This is a genomic window from uncultured Parabacteroides sp., assembly GCF_902493135.1.
Taxonomy (GTDB): Bacteria; Bacteroidota; Bacteroidia; order Bacteroidales; family Tannerellaceae; genus Parabacteroides.
This window is the reverse complement of record NZ_CABUOD010000040.1, coordinates 22,012-45,387: the sequence shown is the minus strand read 5'-3', so window position 1 is coordinate 45,387 and position 23,376 is coordinate 22,012. Positions and strand designations below refer to the sequence as shown.

Sequence of the window (23,376 nt, the reverse complement as noted above, 5' to 3'; positions counted from 1 at the left end):
TGAACAATCAGATATTCCGCAAGCTGAAAAGCATCGTGGAGGTAGAGCGCATGACCCCTGACCAACGCCTGGAATACGAACTGAGCCTTTCCGTCGAACGCGACCTATCCGCCGCCCTCGACACCAGCTTCGAAGACGGGATGGAAAAAGGCAAAATAGAAGGCAAAGCTGTGGGTAAAGCGGAAGAGCAACGTCTTATCGCTGCCAATTTTAAAAAACAGGGAATCAATATCGAGACGATTGCACAATGTACCGGCTTGTCGGTGAAAGAAATTAACGAGTTATAACCGACCAGTGTTTATCAGCAGAGTCAGCCGGGACGTTATGTATTCAAACACTCCGGCTGATTTTGATTTACTTCTTACCAAATGTGAACCGGATGTACCATAATATTTTTGTAATATCTTATCTTCCAAAGGTTATCGGGTGAGCCACTTCTTCCCCAGGTAGTGGACGGGATACCAGGCGGCAAGGAAGCCGATGGAAAGAACAGTTATTAAGACAATAACGATGTCGCCGGCTTCGACACGGACCGGATAGGCATCAATGATAAAGGAACCGGCCGCCTGGCCTAACTTGATAATGCCCAATTCCTGTTGCAACAGACAAAGGACCAAGCCGATAACAATACCGATCAAAGCACCGAGCCCGGAAATCATCCATCCCTCGAAGAGAAAGATACGACGGATCAGACGGTCGTCCGCACCCATATTCCGCAATGTACGGACATCCTCTTTCTTTTCTATCATCAGCATGGAGAGCGAACCGATCACATTAAACAGAGCCAGGATCAGAATGAAACACAAGATCAGAAAGATCATCCATTTCTCCCCCTGCATCATCCGGAAAGAGGCTTCCTGCTGTTCATAGCGGTCCTTGACCGAAAAGTTATCGCCCAAGAGCGATTTTATACGGCTCTTGACCGAATTGATATCCGCTCCGGAAACCAATGACAACTCTATCGCCGAGACTTCCTTCTCATAACTGAACAAAGAACGGACCACCGGCAAAGGCAGCAGGATGAAGTTCTCGTCATACATCTGCTGGTTAGTGGCATAAACGCCGCCCACAAAAGCATATTCCAAATTCAAGGAGGCGACAGGGTTGGCGAGATTGACTTTCTCGTTCCTTTTGGGAGCATAAATTTCCAGGGGATCGGCATAATTAGGGCGCACGCCCAAAGAGAAAGCCGTCCCGACACCCAAGGTGGCATAATTGGCCACTTCATCGGACAGGACAAAGGTATCCTCCCGGCTATCGACTAAAATGCTGTCTATCCGCGTCAGCTGCCCGAAAGTATCGTCTACGCCTTTCACCGTAGCGGTAATCTGGCGATCCCGATAACGGACTTGCGCATTGTCCTGAAGCACCTCGCAAAACAAGGCGACCTCCGGCAGCTCCTTCACTTCCCGGACAGCCGGAAGAGACGGGTCGAAAACCTTTCCATGCACAGGCTGAATCTTCAACTCCGGATCGAAGTTGCCGAGCATCGAAGAAACCAGCCCGACAAACCCGTTCAATACGGACAACGCACATACCAAGGCCATTGTAGCGACCACCACCCCACAGACAGATACCATCGAAATGATATTGATGGCATTGTGGGATTTCTTCGAAAAAAGGTAACGCCGGGCTATATAAAACGGGAAGTTCAACGCGATAGTCTTTTACTTTTTCAACAGATTATCAATATTTTCGATATAGTCCAGGGAATCGTCGATAAAGAAAGTCAGTTCGGGGATCTTACGGACCTGTTTCCGGATGCGCTGTCCGAGGTCAAAGCGGATCGCTTTCGTATTCGCCCGGATATTCTCAAGCATTTCTTTCGACTTGTCGGACGGGAAGATACTCAGGTAAGCACGTGCCACACTCAAATCAGGGCTTACGCGTACCACGCTGACAGAGATCAGGACACCATGCATGGCCTGTGTCTGTTTCTGAAAGATATCACTCAACTCCTTTTGCAGGAGACGTTCTATTTTACTAAGTCTTGTACTTTCCATAATTTCTTGCTTTTTTATTTTTTCCAGATCATTGTAAGGCCGTCACGCAAAGGTAAGATAACTTTTTCAATACGCGGGTCTTCTTTGATTTTATCATTAAAACTAAGAATACCGAGCGTTTGTTTATCCGTAGGATGTTCTTCCACCACATGACCGTCCCATAAGGTGTTGTCGGCAAGGATCAAGCCGCCGGGACGCACCATCGGGAAGACAAGGTCGAAATATTCCGGATACAGCCGCTTGTCGGCATCGATAAAAACAAGGTCGAAAGTATCATCCAACGTCGGGATGATTTCGAGTGCATCGCCGAAATGAACCCGTATCTTATCCTGATGGGGCGACTGTCTCAGATATTTCATGATGAAGTCCTCCATCTCGTCGTTGATCTCAAGCGTATGGATCAAAGCGCCCTCTTCCAGCCCTTCCGCCATACAGAGCGTCGCATACCCCGTATAAGTACCGATCTCAAGCACGCGGCGAGGACGAAGCATCCGGCAGAACATCTTCAATATCCGCCCTTGCAGATGCCCCGACAACATACGCGGACGAAGCAGGTTCACATTCGCATCCCGGTTCAGGGCCGAGAGCAGTGCACCCTCTTCGTCGCTATGGGAAAGGATATATTCGTCTATTGTCATCTTTACGATCCATGATTCATGATGTATGATCTATGATTTGCCTGCTGGGAGATAAATCATAAATCACAAACCATACATCTTTGTTTATTCCTTAAACGTCGGTAACTGATAATTATTTCCGGCGTCCAGCACCTTCCCTACATTGTTAATCTCAAGGAAGCTCGTACCGCCGCCTTCACCGAAGCTGCCGCTCAGGTAAGCCACCATGTCGTTACGGGTGATACGTCCGCTCTTGATCAGTTCGTTCAGCGCATCGTAGAAATAGCCGCGACGACTGTCGTTATAAGGCTGGTGAACAGCCCATACGCCGTAAGAAAGAGATAGCATACGCATGACACGGGGATTGTAGCAGATCGAGAACACGGTGGAAGTGCCGCGAAACGCAGCCAGGTAACGTGCCGTACGTCCGGTATAGCTATCTGTAATAATGGCTTTCACATGCAGTTTGGAGGACGACTTTACAGCCTGTTTTGCCAGGAAAGATGTCACATCCAGATCGTTCCCTTCGATAGGGACGCGGATATCATTGGCTGAGAGCTTCGTCTTTTCCGCTTCGCGGGCTACCTTCGTCATCGTCTGGACGGCTTCTACCGGATATTTGCCGTAGGCCGTTTCACCGCTCAACATCAGGGCATCCGTACGGTAATAAATGGCATTGGCGATGTCCGTCACTTCGGCACGCGTAGGACGCGGGTTGTTGATCATGGAGTGGAGCATCTGGGTGGCCACGATAACCGGCTTTTTCACTTCCACACACTTACGGATCAACGTACGCTGGATACCCGGGATCTTTTCCGCCGGCACTTCGATGCCCAGGTCACCACGGGCAATCATGACGCCATAAGCGACTTCGAGAATCTCATCCACATTATCGACACCTTCCTGGTTTTCTATCTTGGCGATGATCTTGATCGGGCTGTTATGTTCATCCAGAATACGTTGGATATCCATCACATCCTGCTTGTTACGAACAAATGAGTGAGCAATGAAATCCAAGTCGTTTTCGATCGCCCACAGGATGTTTTTACGGTCTTTCTCTGTCAGGGAAGGCAGGTTGATACGCACACCCGGCACGTTCACGCTCTTACGACTGCCCAAAGTAGCATCGTTTTCGACCTCACAAACCAGATAATCCTCCTTCTTACCTATCACTTTCAATTCCAGATCTCCGTCATCGATCAGGATATCGCTACCGATAGCCAGGTCATTGGCGAAATTCCGGTATGAGACATAAATACAATCATGCGTGGTTTCGCCTTCCGGGTTTCCCATGATCTTAACCGTTTCCCCGGTTTTGAACCCGATAGGAGCCTGCGCAGTAGTCGTGCGCACTTCGGGGCCTTTGGTATCCATCAGAATACCGATGCGATCGGAAACTGCACGGACATTATTCACGACTCTGGTCAAACCTTCTTCTGCCATGTGAGCCGTATTGAGGCGCACGACATTCATTCCGGCCTTGTACAACGCGTCGACAAATTCGACCTCGCAACGCTGGTCAGAAACAGTAGCAACAATCTTCGTATGCTTTAACATATAACCCTTTTTTAAATTGACAATTGACAATTGACAATTGACAATTTAAAAAACAGCCAATCCTCAACTCCAAGAGCCAAACCTTTATTAAACATCTTTTTACCTAAACAAAATTCTTCCTAATCGTCAATAGTCAATTGAAGCACCGCTTCCACCGCCAACCGGTACGAATCCAGCCCGAAGCCCAAGATCACTCCTTTGCAAGCGGCGGAAATCATGGACACGTGACGGAAAGATTCACGGGCATGCACGTTTGAGATATGTACCTCCACAACCGGAGTCGTTACAGCTTTTATCGCATCGTGGAGAGCAATGGACGTATGCGTATAAGCGCCTGCATTCATAATAATCCCGTCGTAATCGAAGCCGACCTCATGGATCTTGTTGATCATCTCGCCTTCCACATTACTCTGAAAATAAGCAATTTCACATTGCGGATACTTGGCACGCAATTCACCCAGATAGCCTTCAAACGAAGCATTTCCGTACACTGTCGGTTCGCGTTTGCCTAACAGATTAAGATTGGGGCCGTTAATAATCTGAATCTTCTTCATTTTGCCGTAATTTATTACCTTTGTCCTGTCTTTTACGGACAGGAAATATCTGGCAAAGATAGTAAAAACTTATGAATTATGAAGTATGATTCCGCCTTCGTTCCCGCCTGCCGGAAGTTTCATCGGCATGAAACTTTTGTTTCCCGCCAGTGAAACTAAAGTTTCCCCGGATGAAACTTTAGTTTCGTCCAAAGGGAACAGTTGAAACTTTAGTTTCAGCTCCGGAAGCCTCGTGAAACTTTTTCCAAAGCCCTCACGAACACCTTCCGCCAATCATACATCATAAATCTAAAATCATAAATCAAAACATGCACCAAGAGAATGACAAAATAGAACGGTATAAAATTTATCTCCGTTTAGAGAAAGCGCTCTCAGCCAACTCTATCGACGCTTACCTGACAGATCTCGACAAACTGACAAACTTTGTCGAAAGTGAAGGCAAGAAGTATACAGATGTCACGTATGACGACCTGCAACAGTTTGTTGCCCGTTTACGTGATATCGGCATCCATCCACGTTCGCAGGCAAGGATCATTTCAGGGATCAAATCTTTCTATCGATTCCTGTTCTTAGACGACTATATAACAACTGATCCGACCGAATTGTTAGAATCGCCCAAAATCGGTTTGAAACTCCCTGAAGTTCTTACTGTCAACGAGATAAACAGCATCCTGGACACGATCGACCTGACATTGCCGGAGGGGCAACGGAACCGGGCGATGCTCGAAGTCTTGTATAGCTGCGGACTGCGCGTGTCGGAGTTGGTTTCGCTACGCTTCACGGATGTTTATTTCGACGAAGGATTTATCAAGGTGGAAGGAAAGGGAAGCAAGCAGCGCCTGGTCCCCATCTCGGAAACGGCCATCAAGGAGATCAGGAACTACCTCTATGACCGCAACCATGTCGCGGTGAAAAAGGGATTTGAAGATATCCTGTTCCTGAGCCGGAGGGGAACGGCCTTGTCACGGATCATGGTATTCCATATCATCAAGCAGCAGACGGAAATGGCAGGCATTAAAAAGAACGTAAGCCCGCATACGTTCCGCCATTCCTTCGCCACCCATCTGTTGGAAGGTGGCGCCAACCTGCTCGCGATCCAGGAGATGTTAGGACATGAGAAGATCACCACCACCGAAATCTATACACATATCGACCGCCAGTTCCTACGAAAGGAGATACTGGAACATCATCCACGAAGCAAGCCGCGGGATTAGAGCAGCCGTTCCATGCGTTCGATCAGTTCTTCTCCCAAAGCCCTTTTGACAACAATATGTTCTTTGACTGCCGTGACGAACGGATTGCTCTCGAATGCTCCGCGCACGCCTTCGAAATCTTCCAGTTTCTCCTTATCCGAACCGTCCACGCCGAAACCGGTCATGAAGGTAAGGGAGAACTCTTTCTTCGCATCTTTATAAAGCAGGTTGTCCAGACCGATCACCGAGTCCTGCCAACGGCGGACAAGATCGATGACTTGCGCTGCCGATATGGACGACAGGTTCACACCGTAATATTCTTCCAGCATATCGTACGCCCATGTCCATTCCATATCATAATAATTGGAATGCATGGCAGCAAAGAACTCTTCTATCGCCTCAAGCGAAGTGATCTCGCCTTCCTCGATCTTCTCAATCAACCCGTCCAATTCTTCACGAGGAAGGATCAGCCCGGAGAGATCCAGCCATTCCCCGTGACCGGCGGGAGAGGTCGGTTTCAACTGCGCCCGGACTTCATCCATAGAACGGAAATCCGTTCCCTCCAAGCGTTTGATCAGGGAGTTTCCCAGGAATTTATTGATCGCCATGCCATAGAGGTCGAGGGCCGTACGCAAAGAGGAACCCTTGATACGGGTATTCTGGTAATAATAGACTTCGGATGTCTCGCCCACCAACTCCTGCAAGTTCTTCAGGATTCCGACAGCCTTCATCATCTTGTAGATGGTATACGGGCTCAGCAGGTTGTAGTTGATCATATCCAGCCGTTCCGGGTCGGTTCGCTTATCCCGCTTCGGCCATTTCTGTGCGTCACGGATCGTACCGACGCTACGCAGGTTCACACCGGGAACCAGGTAAGTCTCATCGTCTTTCTCTATCAGATAGGAGAAAGGCATATCCGACGTATCGCTATGATGGTGATGACGTCCCATTACCAGAGAGAAAGCCCCGACACGTGCAGGCCACAAGATATAGGAGTCACTGGTCGTCTTGGAACCTCGCTCCACGATTCCCTGGTGGATGGGACCTAACTTATACATATGGTTACTCTGGTTCGAGCCGCTTCCGGCGTTCAGGAACGAATACATGCCGGCTATCAGCAGGCTGCTCTTATGCATCGACACCGTAAAAGGCCCTGCAAAGATGGCACAAGCTTCCCCGTTTTCAAAAGCGCAGTTGCTGAACAGAAGCGAATCGTGCGCAGAGAAGTTATGCGTCACATGGCACGCCTGCCCGATAAAGCAACGGATAATCTTGGCGGCATCGGCCACCACGGCCCCCGAAGAGATGATAAAGTCCTCTGCGATCACGCTGTCGCCGATATACACCGGGGCATTCTCATTGCTATTGACCGTACCGTTATCGAGACGGGTACAGTTTTCGACCGTCGCATAATCGGCAATCACTGTATTGCGTACAGTCCCCGTATTGATTATTCTCACATGGTTGCCGATAAAACCATAGCTGCCGGTCTGCAAATCGGCAAAGCCGGCAATCATAGCCTGCAAACGCAGTATTAAGGCCGGCCGATGGCGATACAAAGCAATGAGATAGGCCAATGATGCGGACAAGCCGTTATAAATGGGCACTTCACGGCCTCCCGTCTCATTCAGGACGGACACTTCGACATTGTTCCCGAAAGAGGATCTTCCTTCCACATACATTACATTCACGTTCTGTATGAAGCAATCATCGCCTATGAAATAATTAGAGATATAGTTATGCACATTTTCGATCAACGTATTATCGCCGATCTCGCAATTATGCAAAGTCGCATTCCGGATGCCACTATGTTTCTTCACTCCTCCCGGAAGAGTAAACTCCTTTTCAAAAAGGCCCAATGTCACATTCCCTGAAAAATGAACGTTACAAACGTGTTCGGCATAAAAAGGAGTGGCGACCTTTACGTTTTCCCAATTATCCGCAGTACAACCATTTATCTCCAAATCTACAATTTCCTCCGGTTGCAGATGCCTTAAATATCCTTCACTCATTCTTCATCATATTGTTGGAAAAGAAAATCATTATAAGGGAAACGGGTAATATGAATCTGTTTCACCCGCTCGTACAGCAAGGCTTTGAGCGCATCGATATTCGTCCGTTCCTTGGCCGAGATAAAGATGCAATTATCCTGCATCTTGTTCATCCAGGTACGTTTCAGTTCGTCGAGGTCGATATTCTCACGCGTACGCGGAGTCAGGTCATCTTCATCTTTCGGGACAAAAGTGAAAGCATCGATCTTATTGAATACCATAATCATAGGTTTCTCCGTCTTGTCGATTTCCGATAAGGTGCGGTTTACCACCTCGATCTGTTCCTCAAACGTCGGATGAGAGATATCGACGACATGCACCAACAAGTCCGCCTCACGCACCTCATCCAAAGTCGACTTGAAGGATTCGACCAGCTCGGTCGGCAACTTGCGGATAAAGCCGACCGTGTCGGACAGCAGGAAAGGCAGGTTGTCGACAATCACCTTGCGGACGGTCGTGTCGAGCGTCGCAAACAGTTTGTTCTCGGCAAACACTTCGCTTTTACTAAGCTGGTTCATCAATGTGGACTTTCCGACATTGGTATAACCGACCAGGGCCACGCGAACCATCTTTCCGCGGTTCTTCCGTTGCACGCTTTTCTGCTTATCGATTTCGACCAGGTCCCGTTTCAGCTTGGAAATCTTATCCAGGATGATACGCTTATCCGTTTCCAACTGCGTCTCACCCGGACCACGCATACCGACACCGCCACGCTGACGCTCCAAGTGTGTCCACAAACGGGTCAGGCGGGGCAACATATATTTATATTGAGCCAGTTCCACCTGCGTCTTCGCATGGGCAGTCTGTGCACGCCGGGCGAAGATATCCAGAATCAGATTCGTCCGGTCCAGAATCTTCACCTGCAACTCTTTCTCGATGTTACGCAATTGCTTGGCGGAAAGTTCGTCATCGAATATCACCAACCCGATCTCATTTTCCACCACATATTCCTTTATCTCCTGCAACTTGCCGGAACCGACAAAGGTCACGGAGTTCGGATAATCCAGTTTCTGATAAAAACGCTTCACAGCCTCGACACCTGCCGTATCGGCCAGGAAAGCCAATTCATCCAGGTATTCCTTCACTTTCTGTTCATTCTGTTCGGGAGTAATCAGCCCTACGAGAACAGCTTTTTCTGTCTGTGCTTCAGATATAATAAATTCTTTCATACGGCAAAGATAGTAAATTCAATTATTTATGTATATTTGTACCCATAATATCAATCCAAAATAGTAGTAACTATGAAAAAGAAAGTCATACACTTTGTTCACCGTGCACTTGTAAAGATTTTATTCTTCGGTGCAAGTTATCAACTCCACGCACAAGTTTCCAATCCGTCTTCATGGGAAAGTTTTGTAAACAGCGATGACAATATACTTGTCTCCGACACGTTCAGGTTGCAGACGTTCGGCAAATCTATATGGGACAACTGGATTTTCTCCTTAAACGGGAACTCATCTGTCGTCCAAGATAAATTCACGATGAAAATTCCTGTCGGTTCAGGGACGACATTCCAACCTATCTCTTCTTCCATCTATGATGAGGTGAAAATAGCCATTCATGTCGCTGGATTAAACCTGGCTCCAAAGGAGAATTTACTGTTCGATACATACAGGAACGAACAGAATGAAACGGTGATTGGTCACACATCAACATCAGACAAAGATTTCTTCAAATACAATACCCTCATTATCGGGAAAGCACCAAGCAGTATTTCTTTGAGAACGCTCCAAGCATCAAGCAGTAAAGGTGGATATTACATGACTGACAGCGTTTACACATACGGTGACATCCCTTCATATTCTCTCTTCTCCGGTATCGGAAACTGGAACGACACGACCCTTTGGTCTCATCTTCCCCCACTCCGCCACAGAAACGCACTCATAAAAGGGGATGTAAATATAACGACAGATACTTATTGCAAAGATATCGCCATCTGTTCCGGATCACTGCAAATCAATCCGGGCAATCGGTTTATCTTACAGAATCTGGACGTATACGAAAACGAGGCCTTTCTCTATTCAGAAGGGACGATACTTCTTTCCGACCGTATCACCCTCCATAAAACTTTTGAAGAAGCCGGTAAATGGTATTTTATATCTTTTCCTTTCGACGTCTACCCATCCGGTATCGATCCCCGTTTTGAACAAAAGGATGCAACGCCCAACGACGGGGGCAACTATTTTTATGTCCAGTCTTACAATGGTGATAAACGATCCTCGACCAACCAATCAGCCGGAAACTGGGAAGTCGTACCCATCCGTCCCGAAAACGTCCCCCTGTTTGAAAAGAACAAAGGTTATCTGATCGCATTAGATGAGAAAGCGACAGACCGAACATTGTCTTTTTCATCCCATCTCGGCGACATTCCCGAAGATTTCGCCCATACAGGAGTTAGTGCAATCCCTTTAGGCTCCGACATAACTTCAGACAATCAAGAAAACTATGGCTGGTATTTGTGCGGCAATCCATTCCCTGCCCCACTCGTATTATCACAAATAGAAAAAAATAGCGCTTTGGACGGGAACATCTATATATATGACGGGAGCGGTTATAAAACCTATTCCCTCAACAGCAACTATGCCCTCCCCCCTTTCGCCGCCTTCTTCATAAAAGCCTCTTCACCGACTGAATTGAAAGTATCATCCAACAACACATCCACAAAAGCAATGGAGATAATCCAAACAAACTTTCCCTTAAACGAAAGCATTGCCGAACCTCATCCCGCCAAGCAAAACACAGCTATCGGGAATCCGTATGCAAAGGATTTTCATTTCTTCATAAAAGACAAACAGCTATATCTGAGAAATATTCCGGAAACAGGATATATCAGGCTATTGAATATGATGGGACAATGTTTGCTTCAAAAGGAAATACGACAAGGTTCGCAGGTGATTCGGATTACCGACAGACCCGGAATGTATATTCTACAAATACACTCCGCAAAATACCAAAAACACCAGAAAGTAATCCTTTTATAAACGATAGAATGAGAAGGTGCGTCAAAATCCCTTTCTCCCTGCGTCAAGCACGGGAAGAGGACGGTTTGGCACACCTTCTCAAAAAATAACTAACAGACAGAATCAGATCAGTTGTCCCACTTCCTTCAACCGTTTCCGCAACTGCTGAATATCGACATTGTGGACATCGGGAGACTTGGACTTACAAATCTGGCCGGCTGCGACACCCACCGCTTCGCCGGTAACCAAAGAAGGCGGCATCACACGCAGGCTGCCATGAGCGTAGGAATCCGTCGAGATACAACGTCCGGCTACCATTACATTCTTCAAACCCACAGGAGTCAGGCAACAGAAAGGGATTCCATGAGATTCTCCTTTCTTATAACGAGGATATACAGTCGCATCCTGTTTATGAACATCAATATAATAACAGTTACGTCCGATACCGTCCTCAAATTCCTTACGAGCCAGCCAATCTTCCAACGTGAATGTATAATCGCATTTTATCCGGCGACTTTCCCGGATTCCCATCAAATTAGCCGTACCTGCCAGAAAAGAAGCGCCAAAAGACTTTGGCTCAAATTCGACCAATCCTTCATGCAACTGTCGAACCAACTTACGTCCCTTCATCATTGCTTCAGTCAAAGAAGCAGGATCCGTACTATCAACAGTCACATGCCCTGCATTAAATCCTAAGAAACCCGGCCCGATCAATTTGTCATTCATATGCTTATCCTTCACCAACGGATATTTGGGGTTACCATAAATAGAATGAATCGGACCATTCTTCCGGCTGGTATGAACATTTCCTATTAAAGAAAACTCATAAGGATCGACATTCGACAAGGTAAAACATAGAGTACCTTCCTGTACGGAACCACTTTCATCTCCCATCACAAAATCAGCGCCGGCCCAAGCCGAGAGATCACCATCGCCCGTGCAGTCGATAAAAACTTTAGCTTTGTAAGTAGACAATCCGGCTTTATTGGCAACGACTATCGCATCGACAACTCCTTTACGTTTCATTTCGACTGCAGCCATTGTTGTGAAAAAGAGAACCGAAACCCCTTCGGAGGTCACCAAATCGTCATACACGACTTTCAGATATTCACCATTTATCGGTACCCAATTATCATAATGAATATGGGGAACACCTTTCTTGGATTCGGAAAACACCCGTTCCGCAATCCCTTTATAAATGATTTTCTCGCCATCCGTAAAAGGACACCACGCATTCAGCAAGCCAGAAGTACCCATTCCGCCTAAGGCACCGGTCCCTTCTATCAACAAAGTTTTGGCCCCTTCGCGTGCCGCGGCCGTAGCCGCAGCACATCCCGAAGGTCCCCCTCCCACAACTATTACGTCCCAATCATCGTACACCGGTATTTTCGATTTCCCCGGCGAACTGCCATTTTTGGGACTTTCTGTAGCGAAAGATCTCCCCATCGCTACAGATGCCAAGCCTAAAGAACTTATGTTTCTGATAAAATTTCTTCTCTTCATATAATACTACTTATTTACCATCCCGGAGTTTGCTCCAATAACTTATTTGCATCCAACTCTGTCACAGGTATAGGCAACAGATAATGTTTTTCCTCTACCACAGCACCAATAGTAGGATTCTGCGCCATCATCGCTTCCTTCAACTTATGCGTACGTACCAAATCAAAACGACGTTGTCCTTCAAAGGCAAATTCCTTACGCCGTTCCAAAAGAATTACATCCAAGAAATCTTCTTTACTCAATCCCGGCTTAATATCAATAGCAGAAGCCTCGTTCATATTCAGTCCGAAAGCCCTACGACGTATGATATTCAGGCATTCATACGCCTCTTTATCAGATGCATTAATCGCATTCAAAGCTTCCGCACGCATCAGGTAGACATCCGAATAACGTAATATCGGATAATTATTTTCTCCTCCTTGAGATCGTACGGCCAACGGCGAAGGATCTTGAAATTTATTTACATAACAAGGGAACTCATAGTTGGAAGACATATTCGGATACTCTTCCTTCGTATAAAGACGCACATTTACATCCCGACGTAAATCACCTTCCTCGTAACATTCATAATGATTACGCGTCACCGGATCATCTCCATATCCGACCCAACCATTTATATTGACAAAGGGAGGACGATAATATCCATTGTAATTACTGCCTGACACACCGGGAGTATTCCGTTTATATTGGATTTCAAAAATGGATTCCTGTCCGTTTTCTTTTTCCACATCAAAGTTATCCGCATAGTTATCCCATAGTTTATAACCCATCTGCATCACTTCCGATGTCTCCTTCACTACATTCTGGTAATCTTCACGAGTCAAATAAACCTTTGCCAGCATGGCTGATGCGGAACCTTTCGTTGCCCGTCCTAAATATCCCTTCGGAAGCTGGCCGATAGCAGGAAGAACAGATTTCGCTTCTTGCAAGTCTGAAATAATCTGTGCATAACATTCGTCAACCGTATTCCGGGGAACTTCCAAGCCATCCAGCGAAGTGGTTTGCTTCAAGACCAAAGGGACTCCTCCGTATACGCGGACCAAATTAAAATAGGCCAATGCCCGTAAGAATTTAGCCTCCCCAATCAGTCTCTTTCTGGCATCATCCTTTATCTGGTCGCTCCCCATATTCGAAATATTTTCTATCGCAAAATTAGAGCGGTTAACAGCTATGTAATGTTTAATCCAAACAGAATAAACTAAATTCGTATTTCCATCATATTCAAATTTATCCAAAGCATTCTTGTCCAAATTGGTCGTTGTGCGACCACCGCTCCACTCGCAATCATCGGTTCCCTGGCTTTGCAATACTTCCCAAAACTGATTATAGATATCATTATCAGTAAAAACCGAATACGTTCCATAGACCGCTGCAGTTGCATCTTCTTCGGATTTAAAGAAGTTTTCAGGACTCAAATTGGACTCCGGTATCAGATCCATGTCCGTACATGAGCTCATCATGACCGAACTCAATATTATAAATGCTATTTTTTTCATAAACTACTTAGACTCTTTTAGAATTTAACATTCAAACCAAACAATACTGACTTTGCAAACGGATAAGAGAATGCATCATATCCGGCTCCCAGGTTATCCTGGCCATACTTGCTGACTTCCGGGTTGTCACCGGAATAGCTTGTTATCGTAAAGAAATTCTGCAAAGACGCATACACCCGTAATCCCGAAACATATTTTGTAAAGCTCAAGAATTCAGCAGGCACATTATAACCTAACGTGATATTCTGGAAGCGCAGGTAGGAGCCGTTTTCCACATATTGGTTGGAAACACGCATCACAGCCTTTGAACGGAGCGGGCGTGGCAACGGAGCGTTTTGATTATCAGGCGTCCAATAATTCATTGTTGAAGCAAACATATTCGTTGATCCCTGCATATTCTCCATAGTAACTCTCGTTCCGTTATAAACATCATTTCCGATCGTGAAGATCGTATTTACATTCAAATCAAAATTCTTATAAGAGAATGTATTATTGAATCCCCCGAAGAGCTTTGGCTGTGCACAACCGATGATCGTACGATCAAGGTCATTAATCATTCCATCAGGCACACCATCCGGCCCACTAATATCTTTATAGCGGATATCACCCGGTTTAGCTGTCGGCTGGGCGGAAGAAGCTATATCATCCGTCGTGCTGAAAAGTCCGTCATACACATATCCGTAAAACGTTCCTAAAGGCTGTCCGACCTGTATGATACGCCCCAAATGTATTCCGGTTTCATCCTGCCCCGGCTGGCTCGGATAAATAAATGAAACATCACCCAAATCCAATACTTTATTTTTATTATAAGTAAGGTTTAAGCTTGTATTCCAAGTAAACTCTCCTTCTACCGGTGTAGCATTGATTGCCAGTTCAAAACCTTTATTTTCGACTTCTCCAATATTTTTCAGACCGGTAGAGAAACCGGAAGAGCCAGGCACTTTCACTTTCAACAGCAGGTCACGGGTTTTCTTGTAATACCCATCGATCACTACAGTCAGACGATTATTAAAAAAGCCGAAATCGATACCGGCATCAAACTGAGAAGTCGTTTCCCATTTAAGATTCGTATTGGCAACTTGTGACGGATAATAACCTGTCACTTTATTATCGCCTGCCACATAACCGTTCGACCCCAACAAGGCATACGCTGGATAAGTACCAATTCCATCCTGGTTACCTGTAACACCAAAACTTACACGGGGTTTCAAGTTACTAAAGATGTTCAAGTCCTTAATAAATGGTTCCTCCGAAGCTCTCCATGCCAAAGCGGCAGATGGAAAATATCCCCAACGATTGTCCGAACCGAAACGAGAAGAACCGTCAGCACGGATAGATGCAGTCAATAAATATTTATTATTCACAGTGTAGTTAACACGGGCCAGATAAGAGTTTAAAGCCCATTTTGTCACTTCGGATTTAGGCGCTGTATAAGTTGTCCCTGCCCCTAAATTATTCATTTGCAAATTATCATTCAAAAATCCATATGAACCGGCATTAAAATTGTCATAAGTCGATTGCTGTTGCGTATATCCAATCATTCCTGTAAAAGAATGAACATCCCACGTATTCGTATATGTCAAAATATTCTCATTTATCCAAGTATAAGTATTATTAGAATATTTCGCGGCTTCTCCTCCCTTTTGGCTGCCAGAGTAAACTGAACGCGGATTATAATTTTTAGCCGTAGAATAATTAATATCTACACCTACCGAAGATTTAAACTTCAGACCTTTTATTATATTCCATTCTACAAAAGCAGTGTTTAATGTGCGAAAACTATTGTTCCAAGCAACCTTTTCGTTTATAATTCCAACCGGGTTATCGAATGTAATGACACCATTATTATCACTAAACGTATAACTTCCGTCCTCTTGCTTTACCGACAAATTTGGAGGAGTAGTCAAACGGGACTGCAAAACAGAATTTCCGACACGATTATTGTCGACTTTCGTCATCGTCAAGCTCAACCCTAAATTTATCGTTGAAGAAATTTTATGGTCGATATTGGCACGGAAAGCATATTTCTTCATCTCGGATGCTTTGATTACCCCTTCCTGATTGAAATAATTGAAAGAAGTTAAAAAAGTCGTCTTGTCATTACCGCCGGAAACCGTCAACTGGTAGTTTTGTGTCAGCGCATTCTTATTGGAAGTCAAATCCTGCCAATCCGTTGTTTCCGGAATCAAACTTTCGTCATATATTGCCGTACCACCTGAGTTCACCAATGCCTCATTTGCCAGTTTCTCAAATGAGCGGGCATCCAACAAGTCATATTTCTTGTAAATATTCTGAATGCCCCAGTAAGCATCAAATGCAACAGCTGTTTTTCCACCTTTACCTTTTTTGGTTGTTACGATGATAACACCGTTAGCACCACGGGAACCGTAAATAGCGGTCGAAGAAGCATCCTTCAAAACTTCTATCGATTCGATATCCGATGTCGGGATCGAGTTCAGCGGGCTTAATGCCGTCTGGCTTGCATCCGCACTCGGATAAACCGGCATACCATCGATGATATATAGCGGCTCGTTACCGCCGGAAATTGAGTTACCGCCACGGATACGGACGGTGGAACTTGCACCCGGCATACCTGAATTCTGCACCATATACAAACCGGAAGTTCGTCCTTGCAACATCTGGTCTACGGATTTCACACTGATACCCTGCACCTTGTCTACCTGGATGGAACCGACAGCACCGGTCAAGTCGCTTTTCTTTACCGAACCGTAACCGATCACAACCACTTCTTCCAGATTCTGGGTATCTTCGGATAAGATGATCTTCAGGACGGACTGGTTACCGACAGGCACTTCCTTCGTCAGGTAGCCGATGTAAGACACGACCAATGTGGCGGAAGGTTTGTCCAACGCCAGCATAAACTTGCCATCGACATCCGTTACCGTTCCGACAGATTTCGAACCTTTTTCGATCACGTTGGCGCCAATAATAGGTTCACCATTGATATCCGTAATCACGCCACTGACTGTTTTGCCCTGCTGTGCAGACAAAGGGATAGTAGTGGTCGTTCCACCTGCGGACAGTAGTATATACGAACCATCGACAGAGTATCTCACATCCGTTCCGGCGAACAGATTTGCCAAGACTTCCTCCAGAGAGGCTTTTTTCAGGTTAACAGACACTTTTCTGTCCACATTCACAAACTTGTTGTAAATAAACAGATAATCAGTTTGTTTCTCAATATCGTTCAATACATTCTCAAGTTCGGTGTTACTTCTTTTGATCGTAACATTTACATTCTGAGAATTGGAGTTTTCTGCGTGCATACAGAAAATGAACACGAATAATAACAAGGTGGTTATTCTCATGACTCTAAAAAATTGTTTACATCGAGGTCTTTTTACAGAATAAGACATCGACAAAGATTTTTTATTCATATCTTTGGAAATCAAGTTTATTAATACAGTTAAATAATTGTGTTAAGTCAATGCCGGTAAGTGTGGGGACATTTATCGGCATTTTTCATTGAAGGTTAACCTTTCTCGTATATCATAGGCATTCTATTTTAAGATTAAACATTACTTTATGTAAACCACCGATTCATCCTTGTTCCGTTCAAACGTATATTTGGCATCTTTTTGCAGAATACGCAATGCCTTGTCTATACCGTCCGATATCCGGAATTTACCACTACAGATATAATCGGCTAATTGAGGGTTCTCTATAATAATATGTATACCGTAGCATTTCTCAAAACGGGACATCAGCTCCTTAAAGTTCATATTCTTAAAGCAAATCAATCCTTCTTTCCAGCGAAAAGGATCAAAGTCCGCAATCGGTTTCGACTGTAAATGGCCGTTGACCAAAGAAACCTGATGATTAGGCGTCAGGACCAGGCTTTCCGACGGATTCTCCTTCTCCGACACCCGTACCGAACCTTCCATCAACGACGTGCAGAAATCCTCAGAGTCGCTATACGCTTCCACGTTGAATTTCGTTCCCAGCACCTCGACATTACATTTGTTCGTCCGGACGACAAAAGGCTTGTCATCCTTGTGAGTCACTTCGAAATAGGCCTCACCATCCAAGGTTATCTCCCGCTTATTACCGGTAAAGGCGGCAGGGTAACGCATTTCGGAACGGGCATTCAGCCAGACATTCGTGCCGTCCGGCAAAGTCAGGTTTGCACGCTGGCCGGCAGGAACCGTAATCGTATTCATTGCCTCGCCTATCTTCTTGATTTCCGACTTATAGAAATACGTTCCACAGGCGATAGCAATGGCAAACACGGCGGCAATCTTTATGGCTTCGAACAAGACAGTCCGATAGAAAGGACGGGATTTCTTTTCCGTCACGGCCGCCTTCGTGCTGCCCGACAGGATCATCGCATCGAAAAACTCGCGTTCCCTGAAAAGCTCTTGCTCGTTTTCAGGAGAAGATTCCAACCAGGTACGAACAGTTTCCCTCTCTTCACGGGAAGCTTTTCCGTCAAAGAATTTATATAGTATTTCTTTTTCCATTTTTCCGTTTCTATTAATAAAGCAAACAAGCGGGAAATATCCCTAACGGAAAAGGCGACTTTTTTCAAAATACCGGCAAGTATTCGGGATTTCCCCGGCAGGCAGTTGGAATTTTCCCGGCGGATAGCTGCCTGCCCACAACCGTCAGCAGGCTTGTTGACAATTGTCGACAAGCTTGCCGACAGTTGTGAGCAGGCTTGCCGACAATTGTCGGCAGGCAACTTTCAGCAGAAGAATTTGGGGAAGAATGCCAGTAAAGGGAAATAATCCTTTAAGGCTACGCGCAAGACTTTCAAGGCTTTGGTGATGTGGAACTCCACAGTTTTCGTCGAGATGCCCAAGGCTGCGGCGATTTCCTTATGGCTTTGGTTGTTGTAGCGGCTGCGGACAAAGATGTCACGCGTCTGTTCGGGCAATGTTTCCAATGTTTTGTCGACAAGCGCCTGCAGCTCGTCGGAGAACAATTTTTCAGGATTACAGGCTTCAAGGGTAGCGATACGCAGGTTCAGTTCCCAGGTGTCGCAATCTTTCAAATATTCGACTATTTCCTCCCGCGTACGCAAACGTTGCAGGTAATTCAGGCATTTGTGCTTGATGACAGTCAGGACATAGGCCGGGACATTCGAGCCGGGCGCAAGTTTTCCTCTGTTTTCCCAATAATACATCAGGCTTTCGATCGCGATATCTTCCGCAATCATTGTGTCGCCTACATACGTATTGGCAAAATGGACAAAACGACTTTTATAGTCAGTAAACAACTGATTAAAAGAATATATCTCGGATCCGCCTTTCATACATGTACTGTCAAATCGCCGATAAAGATATAACTTTTCATCTGTTCCACGAGATTTATTCAGTTAAAAACGCTTTTCCCACCACTACCTCCACCTGAACATCAACGATGGCGAGATTGTGCATTTTGAATTATTCAGGTTATCAATCCGGACATTTCTCTGTATTTCTCCGTTAAATAGAAAGAATAATAAACATACATCATATTTTTTCTCTAAGTTTGCATTTAAATACTAAAAATGCAATGAAGAAAGTAAATATAACAACCGCAGTTCTATTGATTTACCTGATCGTTATGAGTATAATCGGCTGGCCGGGCAAACAAGCCGATCCTGATTATGTGCAGTATTTCGGGGTGATCGCGGCGACCGTTCTTGTTATCGGCCTGCTGCGTTTCCTGCAGATCAAACGGTTGAAGATTCGGGACAAGATGAAAGACAAGGACCTTGTGATCGGACTGTTCCTGTTGGGGATGGCCAGTGCGTGCAGCCCTGTACCCCAGACAAAAGACCATGTCGAAGAAGACTATTGCCAGTATGTGAATCCCTTTATCGGAAATGCGGACAACGGGCATACGTTCCCCGGAGCTTGCGCCCCGTTCGGCCTGATACAGGCAAGCCCCGAATCGGGAGTCGGCTCCTGGAGGTATTGTTCGGGATATAATTATGAAGACAACTTTATCGAAGGGTTCGCCCAGACGCATTTGAATGGAACGGGTTGCCCGGACTTGGGCGATATCCTGCTGTTTCCGTTCAGCGGCGACATAAAAGACAACACGTATAAAAGCGAATACGACAAATCCACCCAGAAGGCATCACCGGGCTATTATGCCGTCACCTTGTCCGACTACGGCGTGGATGCGGAAATAACGGCTACGGCCCATACGGCTCTCCACCGTTATAAATTCAACAGCGAAGAACCGGCACGCCTGTTGGTCGACCTGCAACGCGGTATGGTCGGCAGCAAGGAAGCGCTGAAGACGCATGTCTTAGAAGCCGAGCTTGAAATGCCGGACAACCAGACGATCACCGGACATAACCAGACACGCGCCTGGGTGACGCGCCACTATTTCTATGTCATCAAATTCGACCATCCTTACACGGTCAAGGAAGAACTTCCGGCGGAGAAAGGAGAAAAAGCAAAACGCCTGGTACTCGAATTCGACACGAAACCGGGTGAAACCGTACAGGTGAAAGTCGCCATATCGGGCGTCAGCGTCGACGGCGCTCTCGCTTCCCTTCAAAAAGAAAACCCCGCATGGGATTTCGAGGCGGTCCGACAGGCTACACGCGACCAATGGCAAGCACTTCTTTCCCGTGCCCAGGTCACAGGCACGACGGATGAAAAGACAAGTTTCTACACCTCCATGTATCACTTGATGATGCAGCCTAACAATATCGCCGACACCGACGGACGCTATCGCGGCATCGACGACAACATCTATACTTCTCCGACAGGCCAGTATTATTCGACTTTCTCGCTTTGGGATACGTACCGTGCCGCACATCCGCTGTACACCATCCTGAATCCGGACAAGGTAGACGCCATGATCCAGACCATGCTCGACCACCAGAAACTCCAGGGCTTCCTGCCGATCTGGGCGTTGTGGGGTAAAGAAAACTTCTGTATGATCGGCAACCATGCCATCCCGGTAGTCGTGGAGGCTTACCTGAAAGGCTTCAAAGGATTCGATGCGGAAGAGGCTTATCAGGCAGTCAAGGCGAGTGCCGCCACCAGCCACTTCAATTCCGATTGGGAGACATTCGAGAAATATGGTTACTTCCCGTTCGACATCATTGATACCGAATCGGTTTCCAAAACGCTGGAGTGCGCTTACGACGACTATTGTGTTGCCCAGATGGCAAAAGCATTAGGCAAGACGGAAGATTACGAACATTTCTCCAAGCGTGCTGCATTCTATAAGAACCTCTTCGACCCGGAACTTAAATTGATGAGAGGAAAAGACTCCAAAGGCAACTGGCGCACACCGTTCAATTCCTTCCTGCTCTCGCATGCCAGTTCTTCGGGTGGCGACTTCACGGAAGGCAATTCCTGGCAATACACCTGGCACGTACAGCACGATGTACAGGGCTTGATCGACTTGATGGGCGGTAACGAGGCGTTCGTGACTAAACTGGACTCGCTGTTCTTCCTCGAAAGCACGGCCGAAAACACGGGTTTCGTCTCCGATGTAACCGGACTGATCGGACAATATGCACACGGCAACGAACCCAGCCATCATGTAGCCTATCTCTACAGCTATGCCGGCCATCCGGAAAAAACGCAACAGGTGATCCGCGAAATCTTCGACCGCTTCTATCTGGCCAAACCGGACGGCCTCTGCGGTAATGACGACTGCGGTCAGATGTCCGCCTGGTATATCTTCTCGGCTATGGGCTTCTACCCGGTCAACCCGATCAGCGGGGAATATGTGTTAGGCGCTCCGCAAATAGAAAAGGTTTCCTTGTCCCTTCCCGAAGGCAAGACCTTCACTGTCGAAGCCAGAGGTTTGTCCAAAGCCAACCCATACGTCAAATCGGTGGAACTGAATGGAAAACCTGTTACCGGACTTACAATCAGCCACAAGGATATCATGAATGGCGGAACCTTAGTGTTCACAATGACAGACCGGCCGGAAGGTCTTGCCGGGGGACAACGGTTGTCACCTCTTTAAAAGCATACCTTCTCCGTTCGCCGCTACGGAGTTGCAGGATCAGATGGCCGGTCGGTTCGATTGCATGGATACAAGCTTCGAAAGGGCCGTTTTCATCGATATAGGAATAATAACCGTCACCATGATATAAGGCCGCCATATAGGCTGCGCGGATTTCTGCCTCTTTCTCCTGCAATAATAGGAAATAGTAGTGAAAGAAGATACGCAGGAAGCGGGCCAGTACTTCTTCCCGGTCATACGTCTTACCTGTAATCTGAGTCAAGGATACGGGGTTGGGCGCATTGCTGCGGAATACCTCCTGATTGATATTAAGCCCGATACCGATTACGGAACAATAGAGATGCTGCCCGGACAGATCGTTCTCGATCAGCATTCCGCATATCTTACGGTCTTTCCAGTAAATATCGTTCGGCCATTTCACCGTGACGGAATCCGTAACCCCCTCCAGCGTCTCCTTCACACTCAGGGAAGCGATCTGGGAAATCAGGAACTGGCGGTTCGCGGGAAGAAAATCAGGATACAAAAGAATGCTGAACATCAAGTTTTTTCCGGCTTCCGACTCCCATGAGTTTCCGACCTGCCCCTTTCCGGCTGTTTGAAAATCGGCTATGACGAGGCTGCCTTCCGGCAACCTGGCTTTTGCACATTGTTGCCGCAGGTAGTTATTGGTCGAATCCGTCTCGTCAAGCCGGATGATCTTAGGTGTTTCGTTTTCGTTATTCATTTTCGTAGGCTTCTCTTATTTTTTTCGGTAACTTGGCGATCACCTCGCGATAAGAATGATGGATCCAGTGCCTGATCTCGCCGTCCGGCATATCCCGGCCGAGGTAGATGGTGTTCCAGTATTTCTTGTTAAAATGATAGGCGCCTTCTACTGCCGTATATCGTTCGCGCAAGTCTTCGACATAATCGGTGTTGCATTTCAACGACACGCACGGTTCCACTGCGTCCAAAGGCAGGAGCAGGAACATCTTCCCTTCCACCTTGAACACCAGCGAAACATCATCGAAAGGGAAACATTCCGTCACATTCTTCAGCGACAAGCAATATTCCCTGGCTTCTTCTATATTCATACTGCTCTATATTGGTTTATTAGCGGCAAGGAGCATAGAAAGCATCTTCTATATGATCTATTTCAAACTCCTCTCCTTTTTTGATTACGGTTATGATGTCGAAACGGACCGGAAGTTCGAGATTGAAAAAGCGGACATACGCATCGGCTGCCGCCACGATACGGCGGATTTTGGGAGCATCGACCGCTTCTTCCGGCGCCAAAAGGTAATCTTCCGAACGCGTTTTCACCTCTACTACTACCAGCCAGGCATCCTTAACTGCAACGATATCCAGCTCATAATGATGCCAGTGCCAGTTCGTATGGGTAATCCTGTAGCCCTGCTTTTCCAGAAAAGCACGTGCAACCGATTCACCGTCTTTTCCTGTTTCGTTCCGTTTAGCCATTCCATGTAATTTGCACAAATATAACGTTTTTCTTTTT

18 protein-coding genes and 1 pseudogene are annotated in these 23,376 nt (G+C 46.4%); 4 read left to right on the top strand and 15 right to left on the bottom strand.

Features of this window, described 5'->3' with window-relative positions; genetic code table 11:
• A pseudogene (locus tag RDN79_RS15450) lies at window positions 1–287 on the top strand (hypothetical protein); the annotation flags it as partial.
• A gap of 132 nt (window positions 288–419) precedes the next feature.
• Here the strand turns inward: RDN79_RS15450 and RDN79_RS15445 are convergent.
• The 5 genes from RDN79_RS15445 to aroQ form a co-directional block, all read right to left on the bottom strand.
• On the bottom strand, window positions 420–1,655 hold the full coding sequence (locus RDN79_RS15445) for an FtsX-like permease family protein (RefSeq protein WP_298552176.1): 1,236 nt from the start codon (window positions 1,653–1,655) through the stop codon (window positions 420–422).
• Between the two features lie 12 nt (window positions 1,656–1,667).
• Complete coding sequence (gene rbfA, locus RDN79_RS15440; protein WP_298552174.1) at window positions 1,668–2,003, bottom strand: 30S ribosome-binding factor RbfA; 336 nt, start codon at window positions 2,001–2,003, stop codon at window positions 1,668–1,670.
• Window positions 2,004–2,017: 14 nt separating this feature from the next.
• Window positions 2,018–2,641: an O-methyltransferase gene (locus tag RDN79_RS15435; protein WP_298552172.1), complete on the bottom strand. Its 624-nt coding sequence runs from the start codon at window positions 2,639–2,641 to the stop codon at window positions 2,018–2,020.
• A gap of 84 nt (window positions 2,642–2,725) precedes the next feature.
• A complete protein-coding gene (gene pyk / locus RDN79_RS15430; RefSeq protein ID WP_298552170.1) occupies window positions 2,726–4,177 on the bottom strand; it encodes a pyruvate kinase in 1,452 nt (483 codons plus the stop codon).
• A 119-nt stretch (window positions 4,178–4,296) separates the two neighbouring features.
• Window positions 4,297–4,731, bottom strand: a complete 435-nt coding sequence (gene aroQ, locus RDN79_RS15425) for a type II 3-dehydroquinate dehydratase (protein ID WP_298552167.1) — start codon at window positions 4,729–4,731, stop codon at window positions 4,297–4,299.
• 308 nt (window positions 4,732–5,039) lie between these two features.
• On the opposite strand from aroQ, the gene xerD reads away from it, so the two are divergent.
• Window positions 5,040–5,945 carry a site-specific tyrosine recombinase XerD gene (xerD, locus tag RDN79_RS15420; protein ID WP_298552165.1) on the top strand — a complete coding sequence of 302 codons (906 nt, stop codon included), beginning with the start codon at window positions 5,040–5,042 and terminating at the stop codon, window positions 5,943–5,945.
• Here the strand turns inward: xerD and RDN79_RS15415 are convergent.
• Both RDN79_RS15415 and hflX read right to left on the bottom strand, forming a co-directional pair.
• Window positions 5,942–7,936, bottom strand: coding sequence for a DUF4954 family protein (locus RDN79_RS15415; RefSeq protein ID WP_298552163.1), 1,995 nt, complete (start codon window positions 7,934–7,936; stop codon window positions 5,942–5,944). The two genes, xerD and RDN79_RS15415, sit on opposite strands and share 4 nt — an antisense overlap.
• On the bottom strand, window positions 7,933–9,144 hold the full coding sequence (gene hflX / locus RDN79_RS15410; RefSeq protein WP_186929603.1) for a GTPase HflX: 1,212 nt from the start codon (window positions 9,142–9,144) through the stop codon (window positions 7,933–7,935). Before hflX ends, RDN79_RS15415 begins: the two co-directional genes overlap by 4 nt.
• 72 nt (window positions 9,145–9,216) lie before the next feature.
• Here hflX and RDN79_RS15405 point away from each other — a divergent pair, with 72 nt between their 5' ends.
• On the top strand, window positions 9,217–10,956 hold the full coding sequence (locus RDN79_RS15405; protein WP_298552160.1) for a T9SS type A sorting domain-containing protein: 1,740 nt from the start codon (window positions 9,217–9,219) through the stop codon (window positions 10,954–10,956).
• A 102-nt stretch (window positions 10,957–11,058) separates the two neighbouring features.
• Here the strand turns inward: RDN79_RS15405 and RDN79_RS15400 are convergent, their stop codons facing one another.
• From RDN79_RS15400 to RDN79_RS15380, 5 genes are all read right to left on the bottom strand, one after another.
• On the bottom strand, window positions 11,059–12,438 hold the full coding sequence (locus RDN79_RS15400; protein ID WP_298552159.1) for an FAD-dependent oxidoreductase: 1,380 nt from the start codon (window positions 12,436–12,438) through the stop codon (window positions 11,059–11,061).
• 14 nt (window positions 12,439–12,452) lie between these two features.
• Entirely contained in the window at window positions 12,453–13,934 is a 1,482-nt protein-coding gene (locus tag RDN79_RS15395) for a RagB/SusD family nutrient uptake outer membrane protein (RefSeq protein ID WP_298552157.1), read from the bottom strand.
• Window positions 13,935–13,951: 17 nt separating this feature from the next.
• On the bottom strand, window positions 13,952–17,263 hold the full coding sequence (locus RDN79_RS15390) for a TonB-dependent receptor (RefSeq protein ID WP_298552155.1): 3,312 nt from the start codon (window positions 17,261–17,263) through the stop codon (window positions 13,952–13,954).
• A gap of 210 nt (window positions 17,264–17,473) precedes the next feature.
• On the bottom strand, window positions 17,474–18,415 hold the full coding sequence (locus RDN79_RS15385; protein ID WP_298552153.1) for a FecR family protein: 942 nt from the start codon (window positions 18,413–18,415) through the stop codon (window positions 17,474–17,476).
• Between the two features lie 224 nt (window positions 18,416–18,639).
• A complete protein-coding gene (locus tag RDN79_RS15380) occupies window positions 18,640–19,209 on the bottom strand; it encodes an RNA polymerase sigma-70 factor (protein WP_298552151.1) in 570 nt (189 codons plus the stop codon).
• A gap of 428 nt (window positions 19,210–19,637) precedes the next feature.
• Here RDN79_RS15380 and RDN79_RS15375 point away from each other — a divergent pair, with 428 nt between their 5' ends.
• Window positions 19,638–21,881, top strand: coding sequence for a GH92 family glycosyl hydrolase (locus RDN79_RS15375; protein WP_298552179.1), 2,244 nt, complete (start codon window positions 19,638–19,640; stop codon window positions 21,879–21,881).
• Here the strand turns inward: RDN79_RS15375 and RDN79_RS15370 are convergent.
• From RDN79_RS15370 to RDN79_RS15360, 3 genes are read right to left on the bottom strand one after another with little or no spacing between them, the layout of a single operon-like run.
• A complete protein-coding gene (locus RDN79_RS15370) occupies window positions 21,823–22,605 on the bottom strand; it encodes a biotin--[acetyl-CoA-carboxylase] ligase (RefSeq protein ID WP_298552150.1) in 783 nt (260 codons plus the stop codon). The genes RDN79_RS15375 and RDN79_RS15370 overlap by 59 nt on opposite strands.
• Window positions 22,598–22,954 carry an MmcQ/YjbR family DNA-binding protein gene (locus RDN79_RS15365; protein WP_298552148.1) on the bottom strand — a complete coding sequence of 119 codons (357 nt, stop codon included), beginning with the start codon at window positions 22,952–22,954 and terminating at the stop codon, window positions 22,598–22,600. Before RDN79_RS15365 ends, RDN79_RS15370 begins: the two co-directional genes overlap by 8 nt.
• Before the next feature lie 19 nt (window positions 22,955–22,973).
• Window positions 22,974–23,339 (bottom strand): YraN family protein, encoded by a 366-nt coding sequence (locus RDN79_RS15360; protein WP_298552146.1) that lies wholly within the window; start codon window positions 23,337–23,339, stop codon window positions 22,974–22,976.
• Between the last annotated feature and the right edge of the window lie 37 nt (window positions 23,340–23,376).

What these genes read in the sequence shown, in the direction of transcription:
- RDN79_RS15415 (WP_298552163.1), bottom strand. Translation starts at nt 7,936, where the DNA reads ATGAGTGAAGGATATTTAAGGCATCTGCAACCGGAGGAAATTGTAGAT.
- RDN79_RS15360 (WP_298552146.1), bottom strand. Translation starts at nt 23,339, where the DNA reads ATGGCTAAACGGAACGAAACAGGAAAAGACGGTGAATCGGTTGCACGT.
- hflX (WP_186929603.1), bottom strand. Translation starts at nt 9,144, where the DNA reads ATGAAAGAATTTATTATATCTGAAGCACAGACAGAAAAAGCTGTTCTC.
- RDN79_RS15400 (WP_298552159.1), bottom strand. Translation starts at nt 12,438, where the DNA reads ATGAAGAGAAGAAATTTTATCAGAAACATAAGTTCTTTAGGCTTGGCA.
- aroQ (WP_298552167.1), bottom strand. Translation starts at nt 4,731, where the DNA reads ATGAAGAAGATTCAGATTATTAACGGCCCCAATCTTAATCTGTTAGGC.
- pyk (WP_298552170.1), bottom strand. Translation starts at nt 4,177, where the DNA reads ATGTTAAAGCATACGAAGATTGTTGCTACTGTTTCTGACCAGCGTTGC.
- RDN79_RS15395 (WP_298552157.1), bottom strand. Translation starts at nt 13,934, where the DNA reads ATGAAAAAAATAGCATTTATAATATTGAGTTCGGTCATGATGAGCTCA.
- RDN79_RS15405 (WP_298552160.1), top strand. Translation starts at nt 9,217, where the DNA reads ATGAAAAAGAAAGTCATACACTTTGTTCACCGTGCACTTGTAAAGATT.
- xerD (WP_298552165.1), top strand. Translation starts at nt 5,040, where the DNA reads ATGCACCAAGAGAATGACAAAATAGAACGGTATAAAATTTATCTCCGT.
- RDN79_RS15380 (WP_298552151.1), bottom strand. Translation starts at nt 19,209, where the DNA reads ATGAAAGGCGGATCCGAGATATATTCTTTTAATCAGTTGTTTACTGAC.
- RDN79_RS15375 (WP_298552179.1), top strand. Translation starts at nt 19,638, where the DNA reads ATGAAAGACAAGGACCTTGTGATCGGACTGTTCCTGTTGGGGATGGCC.
- RDN79_RS15385 (WP_298552153.1), bottom strand. Translation starts at nt 18,415, where the DNA reads ATGGAAAAAGAAATACTATATAAATTCTTTGACGGAAAAGCTTCCCGT.
- RDN79_RS15365 (WP_298552148.1), bottom strand. Translation starts at nt 22,954, where the DNA reads ATGAATATAGAAGAAGCCAGGGAATATTGCTTGTCGCTGAAGAATGTG.
- RDN79_RS15435 (WP_298552172.1), bottom strand. Translation starts at nt 2,641, where the DNA reads ATGACAATAGACGAATATATCCTTTCCCATAGCGACGAAGAGGGTGCA.
- RDN79_RS15390 (WP_298552155.1), bottom strand. Translation starts at nt 17,263, where the DNA reads ATGAGAATAACCACCTTGTTATTATTCGTGTTCATTTTCTGTATGCAC.
- RDN79_RS15370 (WP_298552150.1), bottom strand. Translation starts at nt 22,605, where the DNA reads ATGAATAACGAAAACGAAACACCTAAGATCATCCGGCTTGACGAGACG.
- rbfA (WP_298552174.1), bottom strand. Translation starts at nt 2,003, where the DNA reads ATGGAAAGTACAAGACTTAGTAAAATAGAACGTCTCCTGCAAAAGGAG.